This is a genomic window from Marinomonas sp. FW-1 (assembly GCF_005222245.1).
GTDB classification, from domain to species: Bacteria; Pseudomonadota; Gammaproteobacteria; order Pseudomonadales; family Marinomonadaceae; genus Marinomonas; species Marinomonas alcarazii.
Window position 1 is genome coordinate 3,373,437 of sequence record NZ_CP025987.1, and the last position, 24,262, is coordinate 3,397,698.

The following is a 24,262-nucleotide window of genomic DNA, read 5'->3' on the forward strand; positions in this document are numbered from 1 at the left end:
ACAAAAACTACCCTCTAACATAAAAAAGTTCCCGATAAGCTACACAGAAAAAAGCTAACACAATAAAGATCTCAGTAATCAATAAGGCTATCGTCGTACCTTGATAAGAAAAGAAGTAGGTCAAACTAACACATAACACTAAACTTAAAACTGCAGAAACAAGCAGAACATAGAAAAAAGTTTTTTGCCGTCCAGTGTTTAGAAGAACCTGAGTCCCAAAAATATTATTCAGAAAAATTAATAAAGGAATAATCAACATCACTTTTAAAACCCATGCACTGGCTTGCATCTTATCCCCATACAAAAGATCAATAAGCTCATCGGATAATAAGTAGACTGCACCTAAAATAGCGAGGTATAAGGCTCCACCTAGATAGGCAATTTTTTTTAATTTCGCGATTGCACCAGCTTTATCCGTCACCATCTTCTTTGCTATCAAAGGAAACAAGGCATTAGTGATAGGGGTTTGCGCAAGAGCTAGGGCACGCATAATTTTTTCTGCTGCCACATAATAGCCTACCGCTACTGGACCTGATATAACCCCTAATATAACAATATTACTCGAGCTGAATAGAGTAACTTTCATCTGAGATAAAAAAACGAACCACCCTTCAGCCAAACATTGTCGAACTTCCACAAAGGATGGCCACGTGAATGACACCTTGTATTTGACATGAATTAAATAAAGCGCAAACAATACCGATAAGAAAAATCCCAAAGCGGTCAAAAGAGGTACCCAAAGATAATCTTCTGGACCAGAGATGAAGATAAAAATGCCAGCTGTTAGAACCACCTTAGCGAAGACACTTAGATATGAGACATACTTCATGGCTTCCATGCCCTGAAAAAACCAGACAGGAAAAAAAGATTGGCAAACTACGACAAAAAATGAAGCAAGATATAAAGGCCAATACTCAAAAAAAGAGGGAATCAGCAGCACCAAAGCTAAAGAACAAAAGAAACTAACGACAAGCAACGCGGATTTAATAACCATCACATTACTATAAATACAGTTTATTCTATCTAAATTTTCTCGGTGAATGGAAATATCACGAGTAGCAGTAAGATTAAATCCATAATCAGCAAGTACGACAAAGTAGTACATAAATGCGGTAACAAAAGCTAACTGACCGAATAGCTCTACTCCCAACACTCGAATCAAAAAAGGAAGCGTCAAGAGAGGCAGAAAAGTGTTAGCAGCCTGCATTAACGCTAAAAAAAAGGCATTAACCAAAAAGCTTCGATTCTCAGGGGTTATAGCAAACATTTTCATTTATCTTTCATAAAAGCAAACTTCCTAAAAAACCAATCAGGCAATATGATCGGCTTATCAAAATCCATACATAAACTTTAACTCAAAGAGAGCATAATCATAAAATATAGGCTAACGTCCATAATAATCACTAAAACGCACAATATCATCTTCACCCAAATAGCTACCCGATTGCACTTCAATCAGTTCAAGCAGAACCTTACCTGGGTTTTCTAAAGCATGAACAACACCCACTGGAATATAAGTTGACTCATTTTCAGTAAGCAAAATTTCACGATCACCCATTTGCACTTTCGCCGTACCAGATACCACCACCCAATGCTCGGCACGATGATGCATTTGCACACTTAACTTCTCACCTAGCTTTGATGCATTGAACAATACGTTTTTCAGATCGAATAAAGCAATTACATAACATATCCCAACAAAACATTATTGAAAGCGTCTTTATCAGAGCAAGTGTACAAGGCAATCGCTGACACCGTATTACGTCCGTTAGGCTCTAGCAGAATGGTGGATTTTTTAACACCAATTGAATGCAGCTGCTGAGCAATCAAAAAACGATGATCTTCGTTACAAACCACAATCGGGGCCGCCACATCCAAGGCCAACGTGCGCAGCATAGTCTGCTGTAAAAGACTGTATTCTTTATCCGTCAAAGGCAGACATTGCTTTGGAAAATGCTCACGCGATAAAGGCCAAAGACGGCTACCCACACCACCCGACAAAATTACAGGAACAATCTTCACAAAAAAACATCGCCAATAGCAAACTAATCCCGACATTCTAGCAAAAGTAGGAAATAAGAAATATAAGAATGGATTAAAGAAGGACAAATAAAGGAGAATAAACATTTGTCGGTCGGTAAAAACACCGACCGACAAAAAACATTACGAATCAAATCCATTCGGATTATTCGATTGCCAACGCCAAGAGTCCTCACACATACGAGCTAAGTCATACTCTGACTGCCAACCCAAAAACATTTTCGCGAACTCAGGATCAGCATAACAAGTTGCAATATCACCCGGACGTCGCTCGACTACCCGATACTCAATCGGCTTGCCAGAAGCCTGCTCAAAAGCTTTGACCATCTCAAGAACAGAATAGCCATTACCAGTCCCTAGGTTCACCACAAAATGACCTGATTGACCGAGCACTTTTTCTAAGGCACACACATGCCCACGCGCCAAATCCACCACATGGATATAATCACGGACACCTGTTCCGTCCGGTGTATCATAATCATCGCCAAACACACTTAAACAAGCCAATTTACCTACAGCCACTTGACTGATATAGGGCAATAAGTTGTTAGGGATGCCTTTTGGATCTTCGCCAATCAAACCCGACTCATGAGCACCAATTGGATTAAAATAACGCAGCGTTGCAATATTCCACTCGTCATTAGACTTCGCCAAATCGGTCAACATGCCCTCTACCATCAACTTGCTCGCACCATAAGGGTTTTGTGTTGAGGTAGGGAAGTTTTCACGAATCGGTACAGATTCAGGCATACCGTAGACAGTCGCAGACGAACTAAAAATTAGATTACGTAGACCTGCTATCTCCATCGCCTTGATAAGGTTCAAGGTTCCAGCGACATTGTTTTCATAATACAAAAAAGGCTTTTGAACAGATTCACCAACCGCTTTCAGGCCAGCAAAATGAATAACCGCCGCAAAGGTATATTTCTGGAACACACTATTTAAAAAAGCGGAATCACGTATATCACCTTCCATAAACACAGGGCGTTTACCTGTAATCGTCTCAATACGATCTAACACGACCTCTTTGCTATTCGAGAGATTATCAATAATAACCGGTTCAAAACCCGCCTTAATCAACTCAATACACGTATGCGAACCAATATAGCCCGCACCGCCCGTCACCAAAACAAGCATCCTTCCCCCTAAAAATCCAACAAACTATTCAACTAAATCACCCGTAGGTCAGAAGAGTCGAGGCACGAGACGCTTACCTAAAAAAGCCAACGACAGTTGAAAATAACCTGATGAAACTACCAACCACACATCACGCATCGCTAATAGCAGTAAATAAAAAATTAAAAAATGACGCATAGTCATGCAAAGCACTTTTTAGCCGACAGTCATGAAGCGTTGGCAGCATATCGCTATATACCTTTATAACGAACTAATTCAGCTAGCTTATTTCTTAGCAAAATAAAAATTCTGCAAATATATACTCTGTTAACAACAAAAACGACCTCATCTAATGACAACTTATTTGAGATATTTTCATAAGAATACCTTTGATATAGTTATTCGCCAATGCCGTATCACAAGATTCTGCATAACACCTAAGTTCTGGCGCATTACCAGATGGCCTTAGATGCACAATATCACCATTGTTCAGCGTCATGCGAAGCCCATCCGTTTCATCAGTGGAAACAACCTCTAGCACTTCATCGTCTTGTGCAATGACAGATAACAACTCAGCTTGTTTTTCTTTGTTGATTTTTAAATCAGCAATCAACTGTCGACTTACGTCCGTAGGAATATCTTTAATCCGATCACTGGCTGTATAGCGCTCAGGAAACTCGGCCGTCAATTGGCTAATTGGGCGATCTTGTTCAAACGACATCGCCAATACAATTAAAGCAGGTAAAACCGAGTCACGCGTAGGCAACGCGTGCAGCACGTCATTATTCACACTAAAGTCAGACCCGACTAAAAAGCCACCATTTGCCTCGTAACCCACCACTCTGGCATCTGGCGTTGCTTGCAGCAGCTCTTCCATACCCGCAATTACATAAGGCGAGCCAATTCGCGTTCGTAAAACAACTCGTGGCGGATTTTGCTTTTCACCCTGCAGCTCTAACACAGTATTTACATTCACTGGCGCGGCAACATGGCTCGCTTTTAGATAATCTGCACATAACACGCCAACAATATCACCGCGCAACCACTCGCCTTTTTCATTGGCAATTAACGGACGATCTCCGTCACCATCCGTGGAGATAATGGCATCCAGTTTATACTCTTTGAACCAATCCAAACCTTTTTGCACATCCTCTTCAGACACCGCTTCCGTATCAATCGGCACAAATGTCTCGGTACGCTCTAACGAAATAACTTCGGCCCCAAAATGAGACAACAGATCTTTAATGACATCACGCGCCACACTGGAGTGTTCATACACACCAATGCGTTTACCTTGAAGCATGGTTTTAGGAAATAAAGACGCGTATCTGTGCTTGAATACGTCAATAGCGGAGGGATTCATTGCAGGAAGAGTAAACGCTGCCACTTGATCTGCAATAGCATCTGGGATTTCAACACGGCCATCTAAGATAGCCGCTTCATCGGCCTTACTAATTTCACCATCAGGGCGATAGAACTTAATGCCATTACGATCAAAAGGAATATGACTCCCTGTAATCATCACCGCAGGCATCGAGTTTTGCATCGCATAAAACGCCAGTGCAGGCGTTGGTAAGTCACCACAATAAATGACCTCAGCACCAGATGATTCAACCGCTAAAATGCATGCCTTAGCAATGTCAGGACTACTAGGGCGCAAATCGACACCAATCGCCACACGATTACTTGATGCGCAAACCGTCTGCATAAACGAGCGAACAAAGGCAAAACATAGCGCAGGCGTTAAATCACTCACTAAGCCCCGCACGCCACTCGTACCAAAAGCCACTCCTAATTCATCACTCAATTGCTTAACATGAACCATCTGTGCTGACATATTACCTACTCCGACCTAGCGCCCGTTTTTTAACGACCATACCTATCACTAAAACGCACAATGTCGTCTTCACCTAAGTAACTACCAGATTGAACCTCTACCAATTCTAGAGGAATCTTACCTGGGTTTTCTAAAGCATGAACAACACCCACAGGAATGTAAGTTGACTCATTTTCTGTCAGCAAAATCTCACGATCACCGTTTTGTACTTTTGCCGTACCAGATACTACCACCCAATGTTCAGCACGATGATGATGCATCTGTACACTCAGCTTCTCACCTGGCTTAACCATAATGCGTTTCACCTGATGACGATCCCCAAGATCTACTGTTTGGTAAGTGCCCCAAGGACGATGTACCGTCGTATGATACATGTGTTCTTCACGGCCTTCGGTCTGAATGCGCTTCACAATTTTCTTCACGTCTTGGGCATTGTTCTTGTCCATAACGAGAATGGCATCGGCCGTTTCAACAATAACAAGGTTCTGAACCCCCACCGCCGCAATCAAACGAGATTCCGAACGGATAAAGCAATTAGACGAACCTTCAGACATAACATCCCCTAACAGGACATTATTATCCGCGTCTTTATCAGAGTAATCATACAAAGCATCCCATGCCCCAATGTCACTCCAATCCCCCACATAAGGTACCACTTTCGCTTTCTTGGTAGGCTCCATCACAGCGAAGTCGATAGACTCTTCGGGACACTGAACAAACAACTCAGCATCGATACGGATAAAATCCATATCTTCTGAGCGCTGTTGATAAGCACGGTTAACGGCTTGGAAAATATCATCACGGTGAACAGACAACTCATCCAGGAAGGCTTTCGCGCGGAACAAAAACATGCCGCTGTTCCAGAGGTAGTCGCCTGAGTCCAAGTAAGCTTGAGCTTTTTCTAAATTAGGTTTTTCCACAAACTCAGCAACGGCAAAATTGTCACCAGAGCGGATGTAGCCATAACCAGTTTCAGGGCGTGTCGGTTGAACACCAAAGGTCACCAAACCATCTTCTTTAGCCAATTCCACCGCTTGTTTTATCGTATTTTCAAAAGCCACAATATCACGGATAACATGGTCAGCAGGCAATACTAACATTACGGCGTCATCGCCTTGGCTTCGTATAGACTCAAGCGCCGCCAAGGCTATAGCAGGTGCCGTATTACGACCTTTTGGCTCCAATACAATACTCGATTTTTCTACGCCAAGAGCTTGTAACTGCTGAGCAATCAAGAAACGATGATCTTCGTTACAAACCACAATCGGGTCGGCCACATCCAACGCCAAAGTACGTTGCATGGTCTGTTGAAGAAGACTGTAAGCCTTATCTGTCAGCGGCAGGCATTGCTTTGGAAAATGCTCACGCGATAAAGGCCACAGACGACTGCCCACACCACCAGACAAAATAACAGGAATAATTTTCAAAACAGATCCTTCGTATATGACAAAATAATTCGGCTAGTCTAACAAAACTAAGGGATAAGAAATATAAGAATGGACCACAGAAAAACAAAAACTATAGGTTAGCCTTTTAGGCCGACAAAAATATGATAAAACCATGCTATTCTAACGACAACCATCAGGAAGATGGTATTCAACACAACAAGGAGACAAGTATGTCGACGTTATTTTTTCATTTCGATGGCACGGACAATAGCCCAAATGACGCCTTCACACCAGCACACAGCGTATCTAGCATCACCAATGTACTAAAATCCCATTTGTTACTTGGTGGCCAGTTACAACCTCATACAAACAGTGCGCCAACTCATTCGCCTCATCGCAGTTTTTACTATGCAGGCATTGGAACCTATGGCAGTTGGTTAGAGCAAAAACTCAATGCAGCCTTTGCCATCGAATCCGGTCACGTTGCCAATATTTTAAATCGCGCCATAAACGACTTCAAAACACATTACACGCCATCCATTCGCCACATTGTCTTAATCGGCTTTAGCCGAGGCGCAGCACTCGCAAGACGCTTTGCCGCACTTATCACACCACTAATCGAACGCCCTATTATCATAGAAGCCGTTATCGATACCGTGGCTTCCGTCGGAATGCCTAACCTAGATAAAGCACAACGCCCCAGCACAGAAGTGGTATTCGAACATGGAAACACACTGCCAGAAGGAGTTCACCGAGCCTTACATTTTGTTGCACTAGATGAACAACGCCTCGCCTTTCGCCCTACATTAATTAACCATGACGACAGAGCCATTGAAATTTGGCTAGCGGGTGTGCATTCGGATATTGGCGGTGGTTACCGCAAAGATGGGATAGGAGACATAGTGCTGCGCCTCTTAATAGACTGGATAGAGAAACAGACCAAACAACGCAGCTACCAAACAGCACGCCTAGCAAAGAATCAGCCACTGCACTGGCAGACATTACTCACCATAGAACCAAAGCACCTAGGCAAAATACACTACCAACATCGTCGCTTAAAAACATGGCGAGAACTCACCCTTGCACCACGACACTGCTGCGTATTGGAAAACGACCAACCCAACCGTGTCCTATCACCCAACTGGCACCCAAGCGTTGCTCAGCGTATCCGCAGCAACATTGGCTACTTTCCTATCGCACACTGCCCAACACCCGCCGTACTCTGGAAACACAAACATCCACCTCACCCATAGGTCAGATGAGCCGAGGCACGATTACAGCTCTGCTCCCTCCCTCTATCAAGGGGAGGGCTAGGGTGGGGTTAAAAATGACCTTACAACCCCTTTCGACCCAATACAACCAAAACAGTACGAATAAGGGTTTCAATTTCCAACCAAATACTCCAATGCTTTATGTAGTACAAATCGTACATGAGCTTTTGACGAGCATCTTCTGTATTCGCCCCATACGGATACAAGACTTGTGCCCAGCCCGTAATACCAGGGCTAACCAGGTGTCGTTCATTGTAATAAGGTATTTCTTCTTCAAGCTGATCTGTGAACACTTTACGCTCAGGCCTTGGACCAACAAAATGCAAATCACCTTTAATCACGTTCCAAAGCTGAGGCAATTCATCAATGCGGGTTTTACGCATGAAGGCACCAAAATCATATGCCCGAGGGTCATCCGCTTGAGCAAATTGTGCCCCTTCCTTTTCAGCATCAACATGCATGGAGCGAAATTTATAAATAACATGTTCTCGTCCAGATCGACCAACCCTTTCCTGAGAAAAAATTATGGGACCAGGCGACTCACGACGAATTTTTACTGTTGCATACAGCATCACAGGAAAGGTGATTAAACCCAATGACAGAGCCGCAATCAGGTCAAATACTCTCTTCAAAAAATAATTTAATCGATTATAAGAGCTAATTCGCTCTAAATAATCCAAATCAGTGGAGTCATAGGGAATGAAGCATTTACGGAGAAAAGTCTCCATGAAGCGATTTAAAGAGATTAGCCTGACACCTTTCAAATCAAGGTTGGTCAACTCCTGGATAAGTTTGTTGCCTGCCGTTTTGGATAAATTCATTAACAGATAGTCAGCAGAAAAAACGGCTACCTGCTCTTTCAACTCGGTTGGTTCTATAGAATCCAACATGATTAAATTAATTTTCTGTCTCTCCAACCTAGCTATCTCGAAGTCAGTAAATTCGTAGCCCTTTCCCAATACAACGACGGTCGTAGAGTTTTTGTCAACAGTACGATTGATTGCAATTTTTACAAAGAATATGGCAACAGGCGTTAAGATAACCCAAACTAGTATTACGGAACGAGCAAGGCCAAGCACGGCGAGGTTCAGGTACGCAATAAACATCAACAGCAAAACATTGAAAGCCCAGGTTTTAAAAACTATCTCAATTTTTTTTGCAATAGATCTGTCAACAAAACGGCTGTACCCTCCTAACAACTGGGTAAACAACATAAACAGTAAACCCGCCATGCCGCCTAGCCATGTATAGGGTTCGCGCCATGGTTGATTGCTAAGCAAAAGATGTATAAACACCAGCATCAGAAATGGAACACATAGGTCCACAAGGCGGTATGTCCACAACGCATGCGAAGATTGGTAACGAGGAATGTCTTTTTCTGTCACAAGGAACCTACTTTAAATCCATTAAATTAAGCGACAATGCAGTAAAGGTGATATTAACATCAAAGTAACATGGCAGACATTCGAAAATTCAAAGCCCAAGCATATGTTTTTCCTCTGACTATCTCCCTAAGCTTTAGATTGTCTCCAACTGTTCTAACGAGCAAACCTTTTTCTGACGATTGTCTAATAAGCTGTTGGTGTACACTATGTGGCCACAAAACAAAATTCAGCTTGCATTGACAAAGTATTTGTATATTGAAATATTGCCTTTCAACACTTTAAGTAAACTAGTACGGTCTTAAGCATTTAGTTCTCTATATTATATATGTACAAAAGCTACACCAGATGATTTAAAGATAAAAATCACCTTAGTAAACCTAATATTCTTGCCAATCTTGGATATCTAGTCCTGAATAAGCCACGGACTGCATAATGACTAAAATAATAACTAGCCTTGATAAATCCAAACCCTTCTATATCACGATACAAACGCCAGTTTTCTTTAGCCATTTTTACTTTCTTTGCAGAAGTCTGATTTTGATACACACGATACCGTGCTAAAGATTCATTTAAACCATAAGCATAGCCAGTTTTTTTTAACAGCTTCAACCAAGTCGCAAAGTCTTCACGCTTGGTGCTCGTGGGCATATAAACCTTGCTAAAATAATCCGTATCGTACATAGCTGTTAGACAACCAATCGAACAGGTCTTCAATAGATCAGAATAGGAGACCTTATCCGGCACACCAACATGTCCAAAAAATTGTCCGTTTTCATCAATCTTGTCGTACGCAGCATAACAAAATGGATATTCATTAGCTTTCATAAACGACACCTGCTTTTCAAGCTTATCTGGCATCCATAGATCATCAGAGTCTAAAAAAGCAATATACCTTCCGCTTGCAACTTTAATGGCAGTATTACGGGCAATAGCAGCACCAGAATTCTCGGAAAGCTGAATTAGCTTTATTCGCCCGTCTTTATTGATAAAGGATTGAATAACCGAAACTGAGGTATCATTTGAAAAATCATCTACTACAATCATTTCCCAATCTGTATAACTTTGGTTTAACACAGAAATTATAGTTTCAGATATAAAATGGGCAGAGTTATAAGATGGAGTAATTATAGACACTAATGACACAAAACCCACCTCTTAATCAGCTTAAAAATTTTGAATATAGTAGCAGCAAGCCTAGTCATAATAAAAACTTTATTGTAGTCGCGACTGAGAAGCAATTTAAAATAATTTAAAAAAAGATATAGAAGTTCTTTTAAGTCTTTTCTTAAATTGTATTTTGATCGAGTTACAGATCCAGCCCTCTCATATACAAAGTAATAAGATTCCATTTCAACCTTTCGAACAGCTAGAATATTTTTTGACAAGAGAGCCATAAATAGTGAATCCTCACCTTTAAGAACCTTTGTATCAAAAAAAATTTCGTCCACCATACTCCTACTCAACATTTTCGCTACAGGAGAAGAATAAAACTTTCTAGATTTGAACTTTGAAAACTCAATCTCTGATATCGCATCAAAACATTTACTAATGTAATTTTTACCTAAAAAAGCACCATTACTGTCAAAATTTCTGATATCAGAAACTCCCATAACTTTATCGTTAGTAACTTCAAGCAAGCTTAACAAATAGTCGTCTGATACGTAGTCATCATCATCCAAAAAAACTAGAAAAGGCTCAGTCGAGCTCTTTATCAACAAGTTCCTTGCATTAGAAACACCTGCTTGTTCAGTATAGAAAAGTTTATAATTAAAACTTGAACGCTTCAGGAGTGACAACACAAAATCTCGACTGTCAAGACCAGAGCCATTAACACAAATATATACGCAAAAATCACTATATTTTAAACTTTGTCTGTCCAACGATTTTAAGCAGTTAATTAAATAACTACCAGGTTTGTACGTTGGTATCAATACAGAAACTAAACTCATAAAAACCTAGAATAAAAAATTTTGATATGGCAAGAAAACGGAGTCAGAACCACCAGAAAAAACTGTTTTCAAATAAAAACCCCAAACTAAAAGAGAACCCAATATAAAAAATATAAGCTTAGAAAAAAAACCTCTAAAAAACCTAACGTAAAAAGCCAGCAAATAGATAGCACAAACATTAAAAAAAATAGAAAACCTTTCAGCAAAAACATAGACATCAAAGAAAACAATATATACTAAAAAACCAAAAAAATAAATATTAAAAAAAACAACAAACTCTTGATTAACCCTATCTTTATATTTTGAAAAAAAGATAATATAATAGCCAAAAGAAACAATAACTAAACGTTCTATAGAAGAAAACCCAAAAGCAGATGGTCTACCCCAAGCATCGGACTCCATATATGCGATAGCAACTCCACGCAAAGCTTCAAAAGGAAGCAATTGAATTAGAAGCCCATAAAATTTAAGTTTCATTAAAATTAGTGAAAAAAACAAAAAAAACAGATAATGAAAACGATTAAATCTATAATTTACAAAAAAATAAAGAGGCAACAAAACCAATGAGCTAATATGAAAAAAACAAGCAACAGCAATAAGAAAAAAGTATTTATATGCTTTTTTATCAACTATAAACTGGATTGCATAAAAGAAAATGCTAAGTGAAATACCTTGCCTAACAAACATAAAGTTAGTTTGAAGAAACGAATATCTCATATAAAAAAGCAATGCAAAAACTATAACAATATTATACCTACGCAACCCTGCAACTAATATAAAAACTGAGATAAATGATGAAAGAAGAAAAACATATCCCACATCTAACCCAGCAAGTTTGACAAAATAATTTATTAAAGTGTAACCAAACTCAAATTTCTGATCAAATAAATCTGAATAACTGTTTACTCTAAGGCGCTCAAAAAATAAAGTATAGTTCCCCCAATCGTTCCCTGTTTGATATCTTGCCCCCGAAAACAAGACAAGTGTTAAAATCACAAGTAAACTTAAAAATAATAATAAAAAACGATTTACCTTAACAAGACTGAAAAATGCTGCAAGATTAACAACAGAAAGCACGAGAGCATAAATCATATCACTACCTTTAGTTTAGCTAGTAATCTTTGAAAAAAAGAGAACAAAAGAGCTTTAAAATTTCTAACCCTCTGATGTAATATTGAAAAAACACCTTTAAAAAAACAAGTCTTTAAAAAATGGCTTATTTTGATTTCACGCCCTTTTTTCCAAGAGTATATTAGAAAAATGATGTAACGCCCATATAGAAAAGAACGTAGGTAAGATTGATTGTATTTTTTAAAGGCACTATTAGCATTCAAAACTTCATCTATATAATCCAGAACTGCAACTGAATCTAATTTTGTGTTCCTTAGCTCTGAATTTAAACCTAATTGAAAGTGCAATTTCAAAAAATCCTCTGATGGAGAAATCCCCAACTCCTCTAAAAGAGGCTTATAGATATTTTTCAACAAAGGAAAACGCAATGATAAGCTATCAGAATTAGTAGTGGATGAAATCCCATCCTCATTGACTCTATAATATAATAAAGGCTCCTGAATATTGAAAAACTCTGTATTATCTACTAACCTACCCCATAATTCATAGTCTTGTGAATTAAAAAAACTTTCATTATAAATGTAATCAAGTTTAATAAGCTCTGATTTACGAATCATTACTGTTGGATGAACAAAGCAAGAAGAATAGAGTAATGATATTTTTAACTCATCATGTTTCTTTTTAGGTACAAAAAGTCTAGAGTTATTTTGATCATCGTCTTTAAAATAAAAAGCAGATGAGCCACACACACCAATAGCTCGATCACCCTGTAAAACCATAATTTGTTTTTGAAACCGCTCAGGCAGAGAAATATCATCGGCATCCATTCTGGCTATGTACTGTCCTTTTGAAACGGATATAGCCTCATTTAATGAGTAAGGAAGCCCTTTATTTTCACGGCTAATTAAAACAATACGAGAGTCTTTTTTCATATAAGACTGAATAATAGAAAGACTTTGATCACTTGAGCCATCATCAACGATGATAAACTCAAAGTTTTCATACGTTTGCTTTAAAATACTCTCAATGGAATCAGCAAGATACTTTTGGCTGTTATAAACAGACATAACCACTGAAATTAAAGGTCTATCACTCATTTAAATTTAACCTTTTGCCAAGTAAATAGTCGAACTTACGTGGTTTAAATGCCTCTAGACCATTGCCAGGGATATTCGTAAGTTCTCCAAAAAAGACTTTGTCTTCAATTATATAAAGATCTACACGAATAAAATCAAAATCTTTTGACAAATTAGAAGCTATTCTCACAGCCTGATCATAAGAGGCAGGTTTTTTAATATTTACACCTTCAGGAAAACATAGCTCAAAGCCCATGTTTTCAAAATTAGCATCATACATATTGCGCTTATGAGAGGAGAATCTATCAGAGTCGACTTGCACAACCTCTACACGACCATTGAAGCAAAAGAATTTGAAGTCTGGTGGTATATTATCATCAAAGACTAATTTCTCCTCAACTATAAGTAACTTGTCTACTTTATTATAAAACCACTCCCGGCCAATAGAGGCATAGTCAGTTTTCATCCAAGTTCTAGTTAAATCCAGCACTTCATGAAAGGAATCAGTTGATTTATCAACTACTTTGACCATACCAGATCCATGATTACCTTTGATTACAAACTCATTAGGTAGCGAATCCCAAATACTTCTATCTATGCTCTTTCCTTTCCATAAAATTGGTATTAATGAGCATTCTGAGGCAAGTTCTTTCACATAATTCCTCACCCAAATTCTATCTACTACCTTCTCTCTTAGTTCATCAATTTTATAAAGCTTTATGTGATTAATTTTCTCACTAAATGTACGAGGCTTTTTGAAATTTGGTACATACTTATGGTGACGTATAAACTTAAACATGAAGTACCAGTAATCGCTTAGATTTTTACTTATCTCTTTAATTAATTTTCGCTTAACTTTGGGTATTAAAGGGCGTAATTCATGATATTTTTGTTTATATTTAAAAATGGCGTACTTAAAGCTATAGATAAGATCATTTTTAGAAGTAAGCTTTCTATTATAATCCCCAAGAATGGAGATAGAATTATCAAGCTCTCTCTTTACTTTCTTTAGTGAAATAATCTCATTTTTTTCAATATCGAATTTACAAAGCAAGCCTGTACATTGCTGATCAGATTGGAACATAAACTCCTTTTTTCCATTTAAATAAAATTCAACATCAGGAAAGAGGAAGTTCCCCAAAGAATAAAAAATATATTTCCCTTTATAAACTTCATAAGGTTGTATGATATGGGAATGATGTCCAATAATAAGATCTACACCAGCATCGATCATTCTATAAGCAAGAGACCTTTGTGTAGGGAGAGGATAAGGGATATATTCTACTCCCCAGTGCAAATTCACAATCAATTTAAAATCTTTGTGACTATTTCTTAACTCAGATATTTCACTAAATGAAATATCTTTAGGGCCTAATACTTCCTCTTCAGCATGAAGGAAAGAACCTGTTAAATCCGTCTCACGAGTAGTGTAACTGACAATAATAACTTTACTGTCACGATCAATGAAAACATGATCCAAATCATTTTTTTTACCCACGCCAGACGCATTAAAGCCAGAGGAAAGTAAAGTTTTTTTGGTCAATTCAACGCTATTATTACCATAATCATTAATGTGATTGTTAGACAGTGTTACTAAATATGGATTAAGTTTTTCTAGGATTGAAATATTACAAAGCGGTTGAGAGAGAGTAACCTTATTCTTAAGAGGGATATCACAAGATTGATCTACGAATGGAGATTCTAAATTAACAACCAGTAAAGATGAATCAATTTCTTCGCGTATATCATCAAAAAAAGAAGTGACATCAGAGTTATCTAAACCCTGAAGGATCAGATCTCCAGTAAAGGAATAAATAGTCATATTTTCACCCAGTTGTCAGGAGCAACACTTAGTTCCAAATTAGTTTTAAACCATATTTTAGGAGCAATAATAGTTTTGAGTTCATTCTGATTAAGCCATGCCCCCCACCAACTAAACGTACTGTTTGCTATAATGTTATGTTTACATTGTGAAATTAAAAGTAATTCATGTGTGTCCCTGCTAGCGGTATCAATGAATACCTTGTTATCTAGGAAACTGAACTCTTTTTTACACCACTCTAAGTCGTCTGAAAATATATAATAAACAGGATCTATGAGTTTCTTTTTGAAAAACTCTATTGACCTATAATAATAATCTAATCCAGTTATTGATAAGCTAGAATTTTTAAACATATTATTATCAACATAATCTCCACGACGGACATGCAACGAAACACTCTCTGTTCTTTTCATATCGTCAATATATTTTAGTTCAGCATCAGTAAAATTAGACTTTAATTGAAATTCATTAACTATACGACTTCTATAAGTATTGAAATACTTCTCATTTTGCCAATACCCATCTAAGTATATACCGACATCTCTATTTAAACTAATTGGCTGAAATGTGTCTTTTGTGTGTGTAGCTGTATTAACCATTAAAGAATCAGTTACATAAGTCTTAGGCCTTGAAATAGGAAACCCTAACCGCCTTCTAATTTTTTGGTATAAACCTTCTCTCCCTTTAAGTAAATTTATTATGTCATCAGATGCTAGTTCATATTCACAATTAAACTGATCTAAAGAGAAAGATCTTAGATCCTGCTTATCATAAAATGACAAATCTATATAAAGTTTACAATCATATTCTGAGGCGAGAGCTCGTGCAGTAGCGTACTGGAACATTTGATTGCCCAGACCACCAGAAATTTTTAAAACAATCACCTACTTACACCTTCAATCATTTCATTAACAATAGTATTTGCAAAATAATCTGCTCGAAACTGATCAGACTTTTCTGACTTTAAAAAACTATCAATTGAATCTAAATAACGATCAAAAGTATCTTTGCTCATTTCAGATATATAACGATATAAGCTTTCAAAGTCTTTAAAATCTCTTTTATCAATAAAGCATGTTTTAGGAACATGATCACTAATATTATTAGCGCCCCAATATATCGGCACGCATCCAGCAAAGAAGCTATCAAAAATCTTTTCAGTAATATAGCCAGGTTGATTCTTTATGTTTTCATAGCAAATTGAAAACTTATATTTTTGCATAACCGATTTTTTGGAATCAACCTTCCCTCGATAAGATGGAAATTTACTTATCTGTAAAAACTTTATTTTATTTAAAGCTCTGCCTAATAGAGAATGTCCAAATAAATATTCATTCCATTGAGTACCATACAGGTCAAACTCATCTGGATGATATTTTTCGAACCATCTAATAGCTTTTACTCTTTCAGAATATAGTTCTTCAGGGTGTTTTGAAGACTTGTTACCTGCTATTGTGCAGCATAGCTTTCTTTTATCAAAAGGATAATTGGCAATATTCTCCGGAAAAAGATAAGAGTAATTAACCTTAATGTATTTAGCTCCGTCAACTAATTGATCATTCCAGGTAAATATTTTTTTGAATTTATCATGCTCTTCACTTCGATAAATTGCCGAATCGACATGCGGACTTTCAAGAGTCAATAGAAATACTTCTTCTTGTTTATGAGTACTTATTTCTTGATTTAACCCCATATAAAGTATCATATCTGATTCATCTGGTGAGTTAAGATCACACGTAGAAAGATCATATCCTTCTTCAAGGAACCTTTCTCTCAACCTATAGTAGAAATATAAAAAATTGTCTCTGTTATGAATATTTCCCTCTATATTGAATAGAGTATTATCAAGCCCAAATTGAGTGATTAAAGAAATTTTATTCACTTTAATATGCTCTCCATTTTAACTCTATTGCGTACCCAGCTTTCACAATTAGGAGCACCATTAACATCTTTTAATTTCAAATACTTAACCGATGAGTTTATATTCATTTTGAACTTCGTCTTTTCTCTTACTCGTAAAGACCACTCAACGTCTTCAGCATCCCCCCAGAATAGTTTCTCATTCAGCGGATTATTTATAAAAAACTCTCTCTTTACACAAAAGTATGTACCCGATATATACATATATTTTGTATATTTATTATAAGGGATTAAACATGCTCCTTCGCCATTACTATTATCTGTAATAGTGGGGTGATCCCAAGCCATCCAGTCTCTATGTCGAGATCCATCCTTGTTAAGAATAATGTTCATGGCAACGTCCCAGTTTTCACCGAAGTCTCTAAACCCCTCATACCAGCCTGTTTCTAATCCCACATAGTCATGCATCATACATAACTTATCGTACTTGGCATGTTTTGCTGCTAAATTTTTTTTATGGCAGATCGCACCATGACGATAAAAGAATGGCTTTATCGATCTTGTTTTGATTGCACGCACAATAGAGTTTTTACTAAAAGAAAGTTGAAAAAAGTCCTCTTTAAATGGAATAACTTTTATTTTTTCAACATCGTCAAAATTTAAATCAGGATTGCCTACTATGACTATTTCATACGCTTCTTCTTTAAGTGCTTCTCTTATTTTATCAATAGCTTTAGATAACAACAGCTCATTACCTTTTGCTGTAACAATGCAAAAACTCCATCCAGACTTCATCAAGCCCCCTTGCTTTTAATTAATTTTTTAAATGGGATATACTGATTGGATATATAGATAAAAAATGGCAATGAAACTAAAGAAAAAGTCGAAATATAAAGGAAATTGCTATCAATTAATATCTCGAGAGCTTCCCCTAAACCTAATAAGAATAGTGTCGTTAAAACTAACTTATCAAAACTATCCTTTATCCATACAAATACATTAAATTCTAATATTTCACCAATAAGAAAAAGAGAGTAAATTACGCTCAAAAGTATTGAAACCAGGAATCCTAAAAAGAAACCAAATAGACCAAAAAATTGATAACAAATATATGATAAAACATAGAATAAGCCGACTTCGGCGATCGCTATATGTGGCATTAGCTTGAACTTTCCCGAAGCTTGAATAATAAGCCCTGTAAAACTTCCCACCAACAAAACAGCCATTATAAGAACCATCAATATAAATACACGCCTATCTATCATCAAGTTTTCACCAACCCATAAAATAATAAAGCTTGGATTTACGAACCATATAAAAAAACTAGAAAAGACTGTCAAAAAGACACCATATTTAAATACGGGTTCAAATTGCTCTCTAAGTTGCTCTAGATTATTCGATTCTAAGTATGATGAAAACCTAGGAAAAAAATTCATAACTAACTTAGAAACAAAACCTGGAACCAACCCAAGAAGCTTGTTGCTTGAGTTATATTGCGCAACTACTGTCTGCCCAGAATAGTTGCTTAACAGGACAGTAAACATTGAAGTCTTAGATACTTGAGCAATCCTTAATATTTGAAATTTTTTGACATAACTCCATCCTTCTCTAACTATTTCCCAGTCAAAAGCCGATGTCTTAAAAATAAACTTTTTATAAATTGAATAAACTTTAGTCGTTATAAAAATATTTACAATTAGAGTAGACAACAATAAAGACAAGCCCATCCACTCAAAGCTAAAATTAAAATTAAGAATCAGAACATTTAAAATTGTTGTAAAAAGTAAAATAATGAAGATACAGTAATTCATAAACATCAAGTGTTGCCGACTTCTCATAATAGCATGATTTAGCCCGAATATAACACTACATACTACAGAGCACCAAGAAAACAAAAAAAGAATCTCTACTTTACGGGAAAACTCATCACCAACATCTAAAATAGAAGCCACATGAGGAGATAAAACGATACCAATTATTAATAAAACAGCGCCCAAAGCATATTGATATATTTGAGATGAACTTAATAAAATATTAATTTTTTCTGAATAGAAACTTGAATCACTCGATAACTTCTTTGTTAAAAACATTGAAAGCCCTATATCAGCAAGTGAAAAAACTGAAACAATAGCTTGAACAGAAAAAAATATGCCTATTTCTTTAATTGAGAGATAATTTAAGTACAGAGGAAGCGCTGCAAAACCAATCAAAGTGCTTAATAAAAAAACAAAAAAATCAGAATATATACCTTTAGTAATTGATTTACTCATTGTAGTCAATCACCCCAGAGCTCCTTAATAAAGCAATAAATTCCTCATAAACTGATTCATCATAATGATATGGTAGCTTTTTATATTCTTCACTACCTTTACTAGCAGAAAGCACTTTTTCTGGAGAAACAGACAAACTAATTAGAAATGGAAAATCTTTCTTTAAGCTTTCAATTATATGAAAAATTTTTTCAGCTCTTTCAATATACTCTTTTCTTGTTTCAAGCGCAGTGGGGAAATGTATAAAAATAACCTTAACCCCAGGATAAGTCTCTTTGACTTTATTTAAAAAATTAAGATACCCATAATGCAAATCATCTAAGTCAATATTACCAAAGCATTTAATTTCATTATTCTCTAAACACTCTTTTTTAAGGTCACCATAATTGCAGTAAAATGTCGAATCAATTGATTCTATATAGAACCTTTGATCAGTTAGCTCACTGAAGCTGTCAATCATAATGTATTTAATATTATTCCGCTTAGAAAGAAATTTGTTATTTTGCATATATATTGAATTTGACAATATATCTAATCTATTAAAATATTTAATTAGTTTAAGTATATTATTTTTAGAACCAGAGCCATCTAAGATATGATCCACCCTAGATTTTGGAAAATTTATTCTCTTATATTTTTTTGAGAACCCCCTTTCAAATATCTCATTACCTAGACACGCAGTCCTAGATAAGATTATATTTTTACTGCCTATAGTGTTAAAACTCGAATTTTCTTTCCTAGCCTTGTAAAAATTCAACAGAAAGATTAAATATAATTTAAACATATAAACGTCCTCACCCTATAAATTATTTAAATAGAAAATTAAATCTTCAGGGGTACCAATTCCATGCATATTTTTAACACTTATGTTATGTATACCTATAGATTTTCCATCTTTTAAAAGATAATTATAAACAGGGCAAGTGTAAAATTCGTTATTCACTCGATCATTGTTAATAATCATATCGATTGCTCCGGCTACGAAATCTTTTCCAGAGCTAAAAAGATATATTCCAACAGTTGCAATATCAGATATAGCCTCTTTCTCTTTCACCTCAACGACCAATCCATTCTCATTAGTTTTTGCAAACGACCATTTGGGGTTCCGGTCTTGGTCTACGAAGGTAAGAATACTTCCATCAAGTTTTCTCTCTAAACAGTCATCAATAAAATCTGCTATATTAATGTCTACTATTTGGTCTGAGTTTGCTATTAATAATGGTGTTTTATTATCAATTAGTTTTCTTGCAAAGAGTACTGTGCAAGCCGTCCCCTCGGTCAACTTTTCAATTTCAACAAACTCGACATTAAAATTTTCTTTAATTTCATTGACTAAGTCTATCTCTTTCTCTAAATGCTCTTTTCTAGCAACCAAAATATATTTCGCATCAGGATAGCTTAGATTCTCTAAAACTCTAACAATCATGGGCTTTCCATTAACATCTATAAAAGGCTTTGGCTTATCATAACCTTCTTTTGCAAAGCGACTACCTAACCCCGCCATCGGTATCAAAATATTAATCATTATTATACTCTCCTAAATACTTATCCTGAGTTGCACCAGGAAACTTAACAACAGTATTAACAGTATCTTCTAATGCTTCAAAGTCTGTTGATTCACAGGGTTCAATTACGACGATGTCGCCAGCACCATACTCCACACCATTCATCAATATACGTCCTGATACCACTACAGTTATTTCAGTTGCTATTTTATGATAATGTCGATCTTCATACTCACCTTTTTTATATTTCTTTACAGCCACTTCCACTTGATCAGTATTTATTAGAGTTGGCTCAAAACTACCAATAAACCAGCCTTTAATCATATTATCTAAATGCGATGTCTTCATTTTGGCACATCCAGGTAAGCTCTTAGTTCTTTGATTTTTCCATTATTCCATTCAATGATATCAACTCCCTTGAGACAAACTTCATCAAGATTTAAACTAAACTCTATCAGTGTTGTAGCAGAGTCCATTACATAAATATTTTTGGCATTAAAGCTTAATTTAGAGCAAGATGTAAAAATATCTTCTATTGCCATGAGTGCATTCATCTTCCCCTCAACTCGCTTAACTACTGGGTCTTCTAAAACAAATTCTTCGCATAGCATCGACGATATTCTATCTATATCCTTACTATTAAAGGCGTCAATGTAATTAGCTGTCATTTCTCTTAGCATGATAAACCTCTTTCGTATTCTTCAATTTTTTGTGGTGTGTAAAAAGTGTGAAACCTCTTATTGTCTATCCGGAAAGCAAGCAAGTTCATATTCTTCAACACAAGCTCATTAAATACAGGTGCCACATAGAATTTACCCTCAACTGAGGCATCTTTTCTAATCATATCCATTGCCCCCTCAATAAAACTCTTACCTTTAGAGAAGTAATAGAAACCAGCAATCGCTTGATTACTTAAAGGTCTTTTTTCAGCTGTTTCGATAATCTTATTATTATCTATTTTCACATAAGACCAACGAGGATGAATTGACTCGAAAGTAATTACTCCCGCATCGCATTCAGAAAATTTAAGTAATATTTCATTGAAGTCTACGTCCAATAGTTGATCTGCGTTAGCAATTATTAGAGGATCTTCATTATTGATATATTCAATCCCCATAAGAACGCTACAGGCAGCCCCTTTCGTTTCTTTCTTTAACTTCACTAGCTTACATTCATTGTCCGTAAGTATATTCAAGGCAAAATCAAGATGATATTTTTTACAGTCTTCCTCATTCACTATGAAAATAAAATTAAGAGGCTGTTCGATCGATCTTATATTCTTTAAAAACAGCTCAATCATAGTGTCACCTCCGATTTCAATCAAAGGCTTAGGATAAGGGTATCGAGAATCATCAAAGAACAAGTTCGGCCCAGCTAAAGGCACAACTACATTAATCATTTATCTTTCCCTTCAACTATATCGATATGTTTCTTTATGTTGAGATAGTTAACTTCCTCTATCTCTCTAACTTCCATTACATGAGCACCACTTTCTCTTGCTGCTCTTATACCATTTTCGTTATCTTCGACTATTAGGCATTCTGAGGGCTCAAGGCCTAATTTTTGAATTGCTTTAATATATATATCTGGGTTTGGTTTTGGAAGGTCGACATCTTGCGCAGATAAATAGAAGTCTAGGTAATCAATCAATGATGCTTTTTCCATCATTATTTTAATAGTATTAGAAATAGAGTTCGAACATACCGCAATATTATAACCTTCATTTTTTAACTTTGATAAAGCAAATTCATGGTGAAATTTTGGTTTACAAAGCGCATAAACCATATCCATAGTATAGATTTGCTTCATATCATTAATGAATTTATGTAAAGAAGTTGGCAATCCCCTTTCTACACTAAGCATATTCAATTTTTCTTTTGTTGGTAGCCCATCATAAGTAACGATGTGGTCATAACGGCTAATGCTCATTCCAAATAAGCCAAGAGCTTTATTTAGTGCTTCAAAATGCCAATCTTTTGCCTCAATTAGCACCCCATCCATATCAAATAAAATTGCCTTAATTTTTTTCATTTAGTATGTCCATAGCTTTTTCAGGGTGATCCGTGCACAAGATCACATCATCTAAATTATATTTATTGCTGATTGCTTTTAGTTCTTGCCATTTGTCAAGTGGGTCTCTTCCATGTAGGTCAGGTGAAACAATACAAATTTTTTTTCCATTTTTCTTATGCTGTTCGATCGCATCCAAGCCAATCCAGTCATTGATAAACTCATCCAGCCAAACACCTGAAGACTGATCATAAAAAGAACAATCCTTTTCATACTCACTCTGCCTTGTAAAGCAAGTTAATCCATGCTCAATACTCACAATAGCATCAGGCACAGACATATCGAATAGAAAGTAATTTTCGATCCTGTGCTCTTTTAAAAGCTGTTTTAAAGGCTCTTGTAAGCCATCTGATTTGATGTTTAGAGCAAGTGGTGATGTACAGCTATTCTCATTGTAGATTTCAAATAGTCTGGCAACAGTCATTTCATTGCCTTTCGGCATATCATGACTAATAACTAATTCTCCTAAACAGTCTCTAATATCTGTCTCAGTACCGAACCCCAATCGAAAAGATCTCTCAAAAGCCAATTCAGTATTCTTTTCTTTTGGGTTCAACCAATAACCTCTGTGAGAAATAACTTCCATTAGTAGTTCCTTTGATAATTTTTCGGAAAATCAATTTCTACAATCAAGTACTAGACTCTTGTATTATCCATATTTTTTATAAACCATTCATAGCTAGCTTGTAGCCCTAACTGTAGAGCTGTCTTCGCTCGCCAACCTAGTCTCTCTAAACGCGAAACATCCATCAGCTTTCTTGGTGTTCCATCTGGCTTACTTGTATCCCATTCTATCTTCCCTTGGTAACCCACCACTTGAGCAACTGTTTCTGTTAGCTCTCTAATCGTACAATCCACACCACTGCCTACGTTAATGTGCGACAACATTGGTTGAGTTTCTTTCTGATAGGTCTCATCGTCTAAATTCATCACAAAAATAGACGCTGCAGCCATATCATCCACGTATAAAAACTCTCGCATGGGCGTGCCCGTTCCCCATGCCATTACCACTAGCGCATTGGCCTCTTTCGCCTCATGAAAACGACGAATCAACGCAGGAATTACATGACTATTTTCTGGGTGGAAATTATCACCAGGTCCATAAAGGTTGGTCGGCATCACACTGCGGTAATCGCGACCGTATTGTCGGTTATAACTTTCACACAACTTGATGCCAGCGATCTTCGCAATGGCATACGGCTCGTTCGTTGGCTCTAACGTCGCTGTCAGCAAGGCATCTTCTCGCATTGGCTGCTCGGCCAATTTCGGATAAATACAAGACGACCCCAAGAACAACAGCTTTTGTACATCATGCTTATGCGCGGCATGAATGATGTTGGCTTCGATCATCAGGTTTTCATAAATGAAGTCTGCTGGGTAAGTATTGTTGGCGTGTATACCACCCACTTTTGCTGCTGCCAAATACACTTCATCAATAGACTGCTCTGCAAAGAAATTCTGCACTGCCTGCTGATTGGTTAAGTCTAGCTCGTGGCGGGTTGCGGTAATAATCTGATTATTTGTATCCTGAGAGAGTTGGCGGACAAGTGCACTGCCCACCATACCATTATGCCCAGCCACAAAAATGCGTTTTGGGGACAT

At 36.7% G+C, this 24,262-nt stretch carries 25 protein-coding genes; 1 reads left to right on the top strand and 24 read right to left on the bottom strand.

All coding sequences use genetic code 11. The features are described 5' to 3' along the window. Positions 1 to 7: 7 nt before the first annotated feature. The 6 genes from C1X04_RS15700 to C1X04_RS15720 form a co-directional block, all read right to left on the bottom strand. A complete protein-coding gene (locus C1X04_RS15700) occupies positions 8 to 1,273 on the bottom strand; it encodes a flippase (protein WP_137170441.1) in 1,266 nt (421 codons plus the stop codon). Between the two features lie 111 nt (positions 1,274 to 1,384). Continuing rightward, the gene (locus C1X04_RS18805) at positions 1,385 to 1,612 is read right to left on the bottom strand and encodes a cupin domain-containing protein (protein WP_302629529.1); all 228 of its coding nucleotides are present in this window, start codon (positions 1,610 to 1,612) and stop codon (positions 1,385 to 1,387) included. 68 nt (positions 1,613 to 1,680) lie between these two features. Next, complete coding sequence (locus tag C1X04_RS18810; RefSeq protein ID WP_302628790.1) at positions 1,681 to 2,022, bottom strand: sugar phosphate nucleotidyltransferase; 342 nt, start codon at positions 2,020 to 2,022, stop codon at positions 1,681 to 1,683. A gap of 141 nt (positions 2,023 to 2,163) precedes the next feature. After that, positions 2,164 to 3,177 carry a UDP-glucose 4-epimerase GalE gene (gene galE, locus C1X04_RS15710; RefSeq protein ID WP_137170442.1) on the bottom strand — a complete coding sequence of 338 codons (1,014 nt, stop codon included), beginning with the start codon at positions 3,175 to 3,177 and terminating at the stop codon, positions 2,164 to 2,166. A 328-nt stretch (positions 3,178 to 3,505) separates the two neighbouring features. Beyond that, positions 3,506 to 4,993, bottom strand: coding sequence for a phosphomannomutase (locus C1X04_RS15715; protein ID WP_254682282.1), 1,488 nt, complete (start codon positions 4,991 to 4,993; stop codon positions 3,506 to 3,508). Between the two features lie 29 nt (positions 4,994 to 5,022). Continuing rightward, positions 5,023 to 6,420, bottom strand: coding sequence for a mannose-1-phosphate guanylyltransferase/mannose-6-phosphate isomerase (locus C1X04_RS15720; protein WP_137170443.1), 1,398 nt, complete (start codon positions 6,418 to 6,420; stop codon positions 5,023 to 5,025). Positions 6,421 to 6,611: 191 nt separating this feature from the next. Here C1X04_RS15720 and C1X04_RS15725 point away from each other — a divergent pair, with 191 nt between their 5' ends. Beyond that, positions 6,612 to 7,634 (top strand): DUF2235 domain-containing protein, encoded by a 1,023-nt coding sequence (locus C1X04_RS15725; protein ID WP_175404962.1) that lies wholly within the window; start codon positions 6,612 to 6,614, stop codon positions 7,632 to 7,634. Positions 7,635 to 7,714: 80 nt separating this feature from the next. On the opposite strand, the gene C1X04_RS15730 is transcribed toward C1X04_RS15725, so the two are convergent. The 18 genes from C1X04_RS15730 to C1X04_RS15815 form a co-directional block, all read right to left on the bottom strand. Continuing rightward, entirely contained in the window at positions 7,715 to 9,037 is a 1,323-nt protein-coding gene (locus C1X04_RS15730) for a sugar transferase (RefSeq protein ID WP_137170445.1), read from the bottom strand. A 363-nt stretch (positions 9,038 to 9,400) separates the two neighbouring features. Beyond that, positions 9,401 to 10,180, bottom strand: coding sequence for a glycosyltransferase (locus tag C1X04_RS15735; protein WP_137170446.1), 780 nt, complete (start codon positions 10,178 to 10,180; stop codon positions 9,401 to 9,403). Beyond that, complete coding sequence (locus C1X04_RS15740; RefSeq protein ID WP_137170447.1) at positions 10,171 to 10,986, bottom strand: glycosyltransferase family 2 protein; 816 nt, start codon at positions 10,984 to 10,986, stop codon at positions 10,171 to 10,173. Before C1X04_RS15740 ends, C1X04_RS15735 begins: the two co-directional genes overlap by 10 nt. Before the next feature lie 6 nt (positions 10,987 to 10,992). Beyond that, complete coding sequence (locus C1X04_RS15745) at positions 10,993 to 12,078, bottom strand: EpsG family protein (protein ID WP_137170448.1); 1,086 nt, start codon at positions 12,076 to 12,078, stop codon at positions 10,993 to 10,995. Next, positions 12,075 to 13,154, bottom strand: coding sequence for a glycosyltransferase family 2 protein (locus C1X04_RS15750; RefSeq protein WP_137170449.1), 1,080 nt, complete (start codon positions 13,152 to 13,154; stop codon positions 12,075 to 12,077). The genes C1X04_RS15745 and C1X04_RS15750 overlap by 4 nt, the downstream gene beginning before the upstream one ends. Then, positions 13,147 to 14,955 carry an ATP-grasp fold amidoligase family protein gene (locus C1X04_RS15755; protein ID WP_137170450.1) on the bottom strand — a complete coding sequence of 603 codons (1,809 nt, stop codon included), beginning with the start codon at positions 14,953 to 14,955 and terminating at the stop codon, positions 13,147 to 13,149. Before C1X04_RS15755 ends, C1X04_RS15750 begins: the two co-directional genes overlap by 8 nt. Continuing rightward, positions 14,952 to 15,839 (bottom strand): alpha-1,2-fucosyltransferase, encoded by an 888-nt coding sequence (locus C1X04_RS15760; RefSeq protein WP_137170451.1) that lies wholly within the window; start codon positions 15,837 to 15,839, stop codon positions 14,952 to 14,954. Before C1X04_RS15760 ends, C1X04_RS15755 begins: the two co-directional genes overlap by 4 nt. Further along, a complete protein-coding gene (locus C1X04_RS15765) occupies positions 15,836 to 16,837 on the bottom strand; it encodes a glycosyltransferase family 10 (RefSeq protein WP_137170452.1) in 1,002 nt (333 codons plus the stop codon). The genes C1X04_RS15760 and C1X04_RS15765 overlap by 4 nt, the downstream gene beginning before the upstream one ends. Further along, positions 16,834 to 17,610, bottom strand: coding sequence for a hypothetical protein (locus tag C1X04_RS15770; RefSeq protein WP_137170453.1), 777 nt, complete (start codon positions 17,608 to 17,610; stop codon positions 16,834 to 16,836). Before C1X04_RS15770 ends, C1X04_RS15765 begins: the two co-directional genes overlap by 4 nt. Then, positions 17,610 to 19,085: a hypothetical protein gene (locus tag C1X04_RS15775; protein WP_137170454.1), complete on the bottom strand. Its 1,476-nt coding sequence runs from the start codon at positions 19,083 to 19,085 to the stop codon at positions 17,610 to 17,612. Before C1X04_RS15775 ends, C1X04_RS15770 begins: the two co-directional genes overlap by 1 nt. Next, entirely contained in the window at positions 19,078 to 19,869 is a 792-nt protein-coding gene (locus tag C1X04_RS15780) for a hypothetical protein (RefSeq protein ID WP_137170455.1), read from the bottom strand. The genes C1X04_RS15775 and C1X04_RS15780 overlap by 8 nt, the downstream gene beginning before the upstream one ends. Positions 19,870 to 19,884: 15 nt before the next feature. Further along, positions 19,885 to 20,610 (bottom strand): glycosyltransferase family 2 protein, encoded by a 726-nt coding sequence (locus C1X04_RS15785; RefSeq protein ID WP_217494975.1) that lies wholly within the window; start codon positions 20,608 to 20,610, stop codon positions 19,885 to 19,887. Next, a complete protein-coding gene (locus tag C1X04_RS15790) occupies positions 20,603 to 20,938 on the bottom strand; it encodes a hypothetical protein (RefSeq protein WP_137170456.1) in 336 nt (111 codons plus the stop codon). The genes C1X04_RS15785 and C1X04_RS15790 overlap by 8 nt, the downstream gene beginning before the upstream one ends. After that, on the bottom strand, positions 20,935 to 21,270 hold the full coding sequence (locus tag C1X04_RS15795; RefSeq protein ID WP_137170457.1) for a nuclear transport factor 2 family protein: 336 nt from the start codon (positions 21,268 to 21,270) through the stop codon (positions 20,935 to 20,937). The genes C1X04_RS15790 and C1X04_RS15795 overlap by 4 nt, the downstream gene beginning before the upstream one ends. Beyond that, positions 21,264 to 21,989, bottom strand: coding sequence for a glycosyltransferase family 2 protein (locus tag C1X04_RS15800; protein WP_137170458.1), 726 nt, complete (start codon positions 21,987 to 21,989; stop codon positions 21,264 to 21,266). The genes C1X04_RS15795 and C1X04_RS15800 overlap by 7 nt, the downstream gene beginning before the upstream one ends. Beyond that, positions 21,986 to 22,621 (bottom strand): HAD family phosphatase, encoded by a 636-nt coding sequence (locus tag C1X04_RS15805; protein ID WP_137170459.1) that lies wholly within the window; start codon positions 22,619 to 22,621, stop codon positions 21,986 to 21,988. Before C1X04_RS15805 ends, C1X04_RS15800 begins: the two co-directional genes overlap by 4 nt. Then, complete coding sequence (locus C1X04_RS15810) at positions 22,608 to 23,246, bottom strand: hypothetical protein (RefSeq protein ID WP_137170460.1); 639 nt, start codon at positions 23,244 to 23,246, stop codon at positions 22,608 to 22,610. Before C1X04_RS15810 ends, C1X04_RS15805 begins: the two co-directional genes overlap by 14 nt. Before the next feature lie 50 nt (positions 23,247 to 23,296). Next, entirely contained in the window at positions 23,297 to 24,262 is a 966-nt protein-coding gene (locus C1X04_RS15815) for a GDP-L-fucose synthase (RefSeq protein ID WP_137170461.1), read from the bottom strand.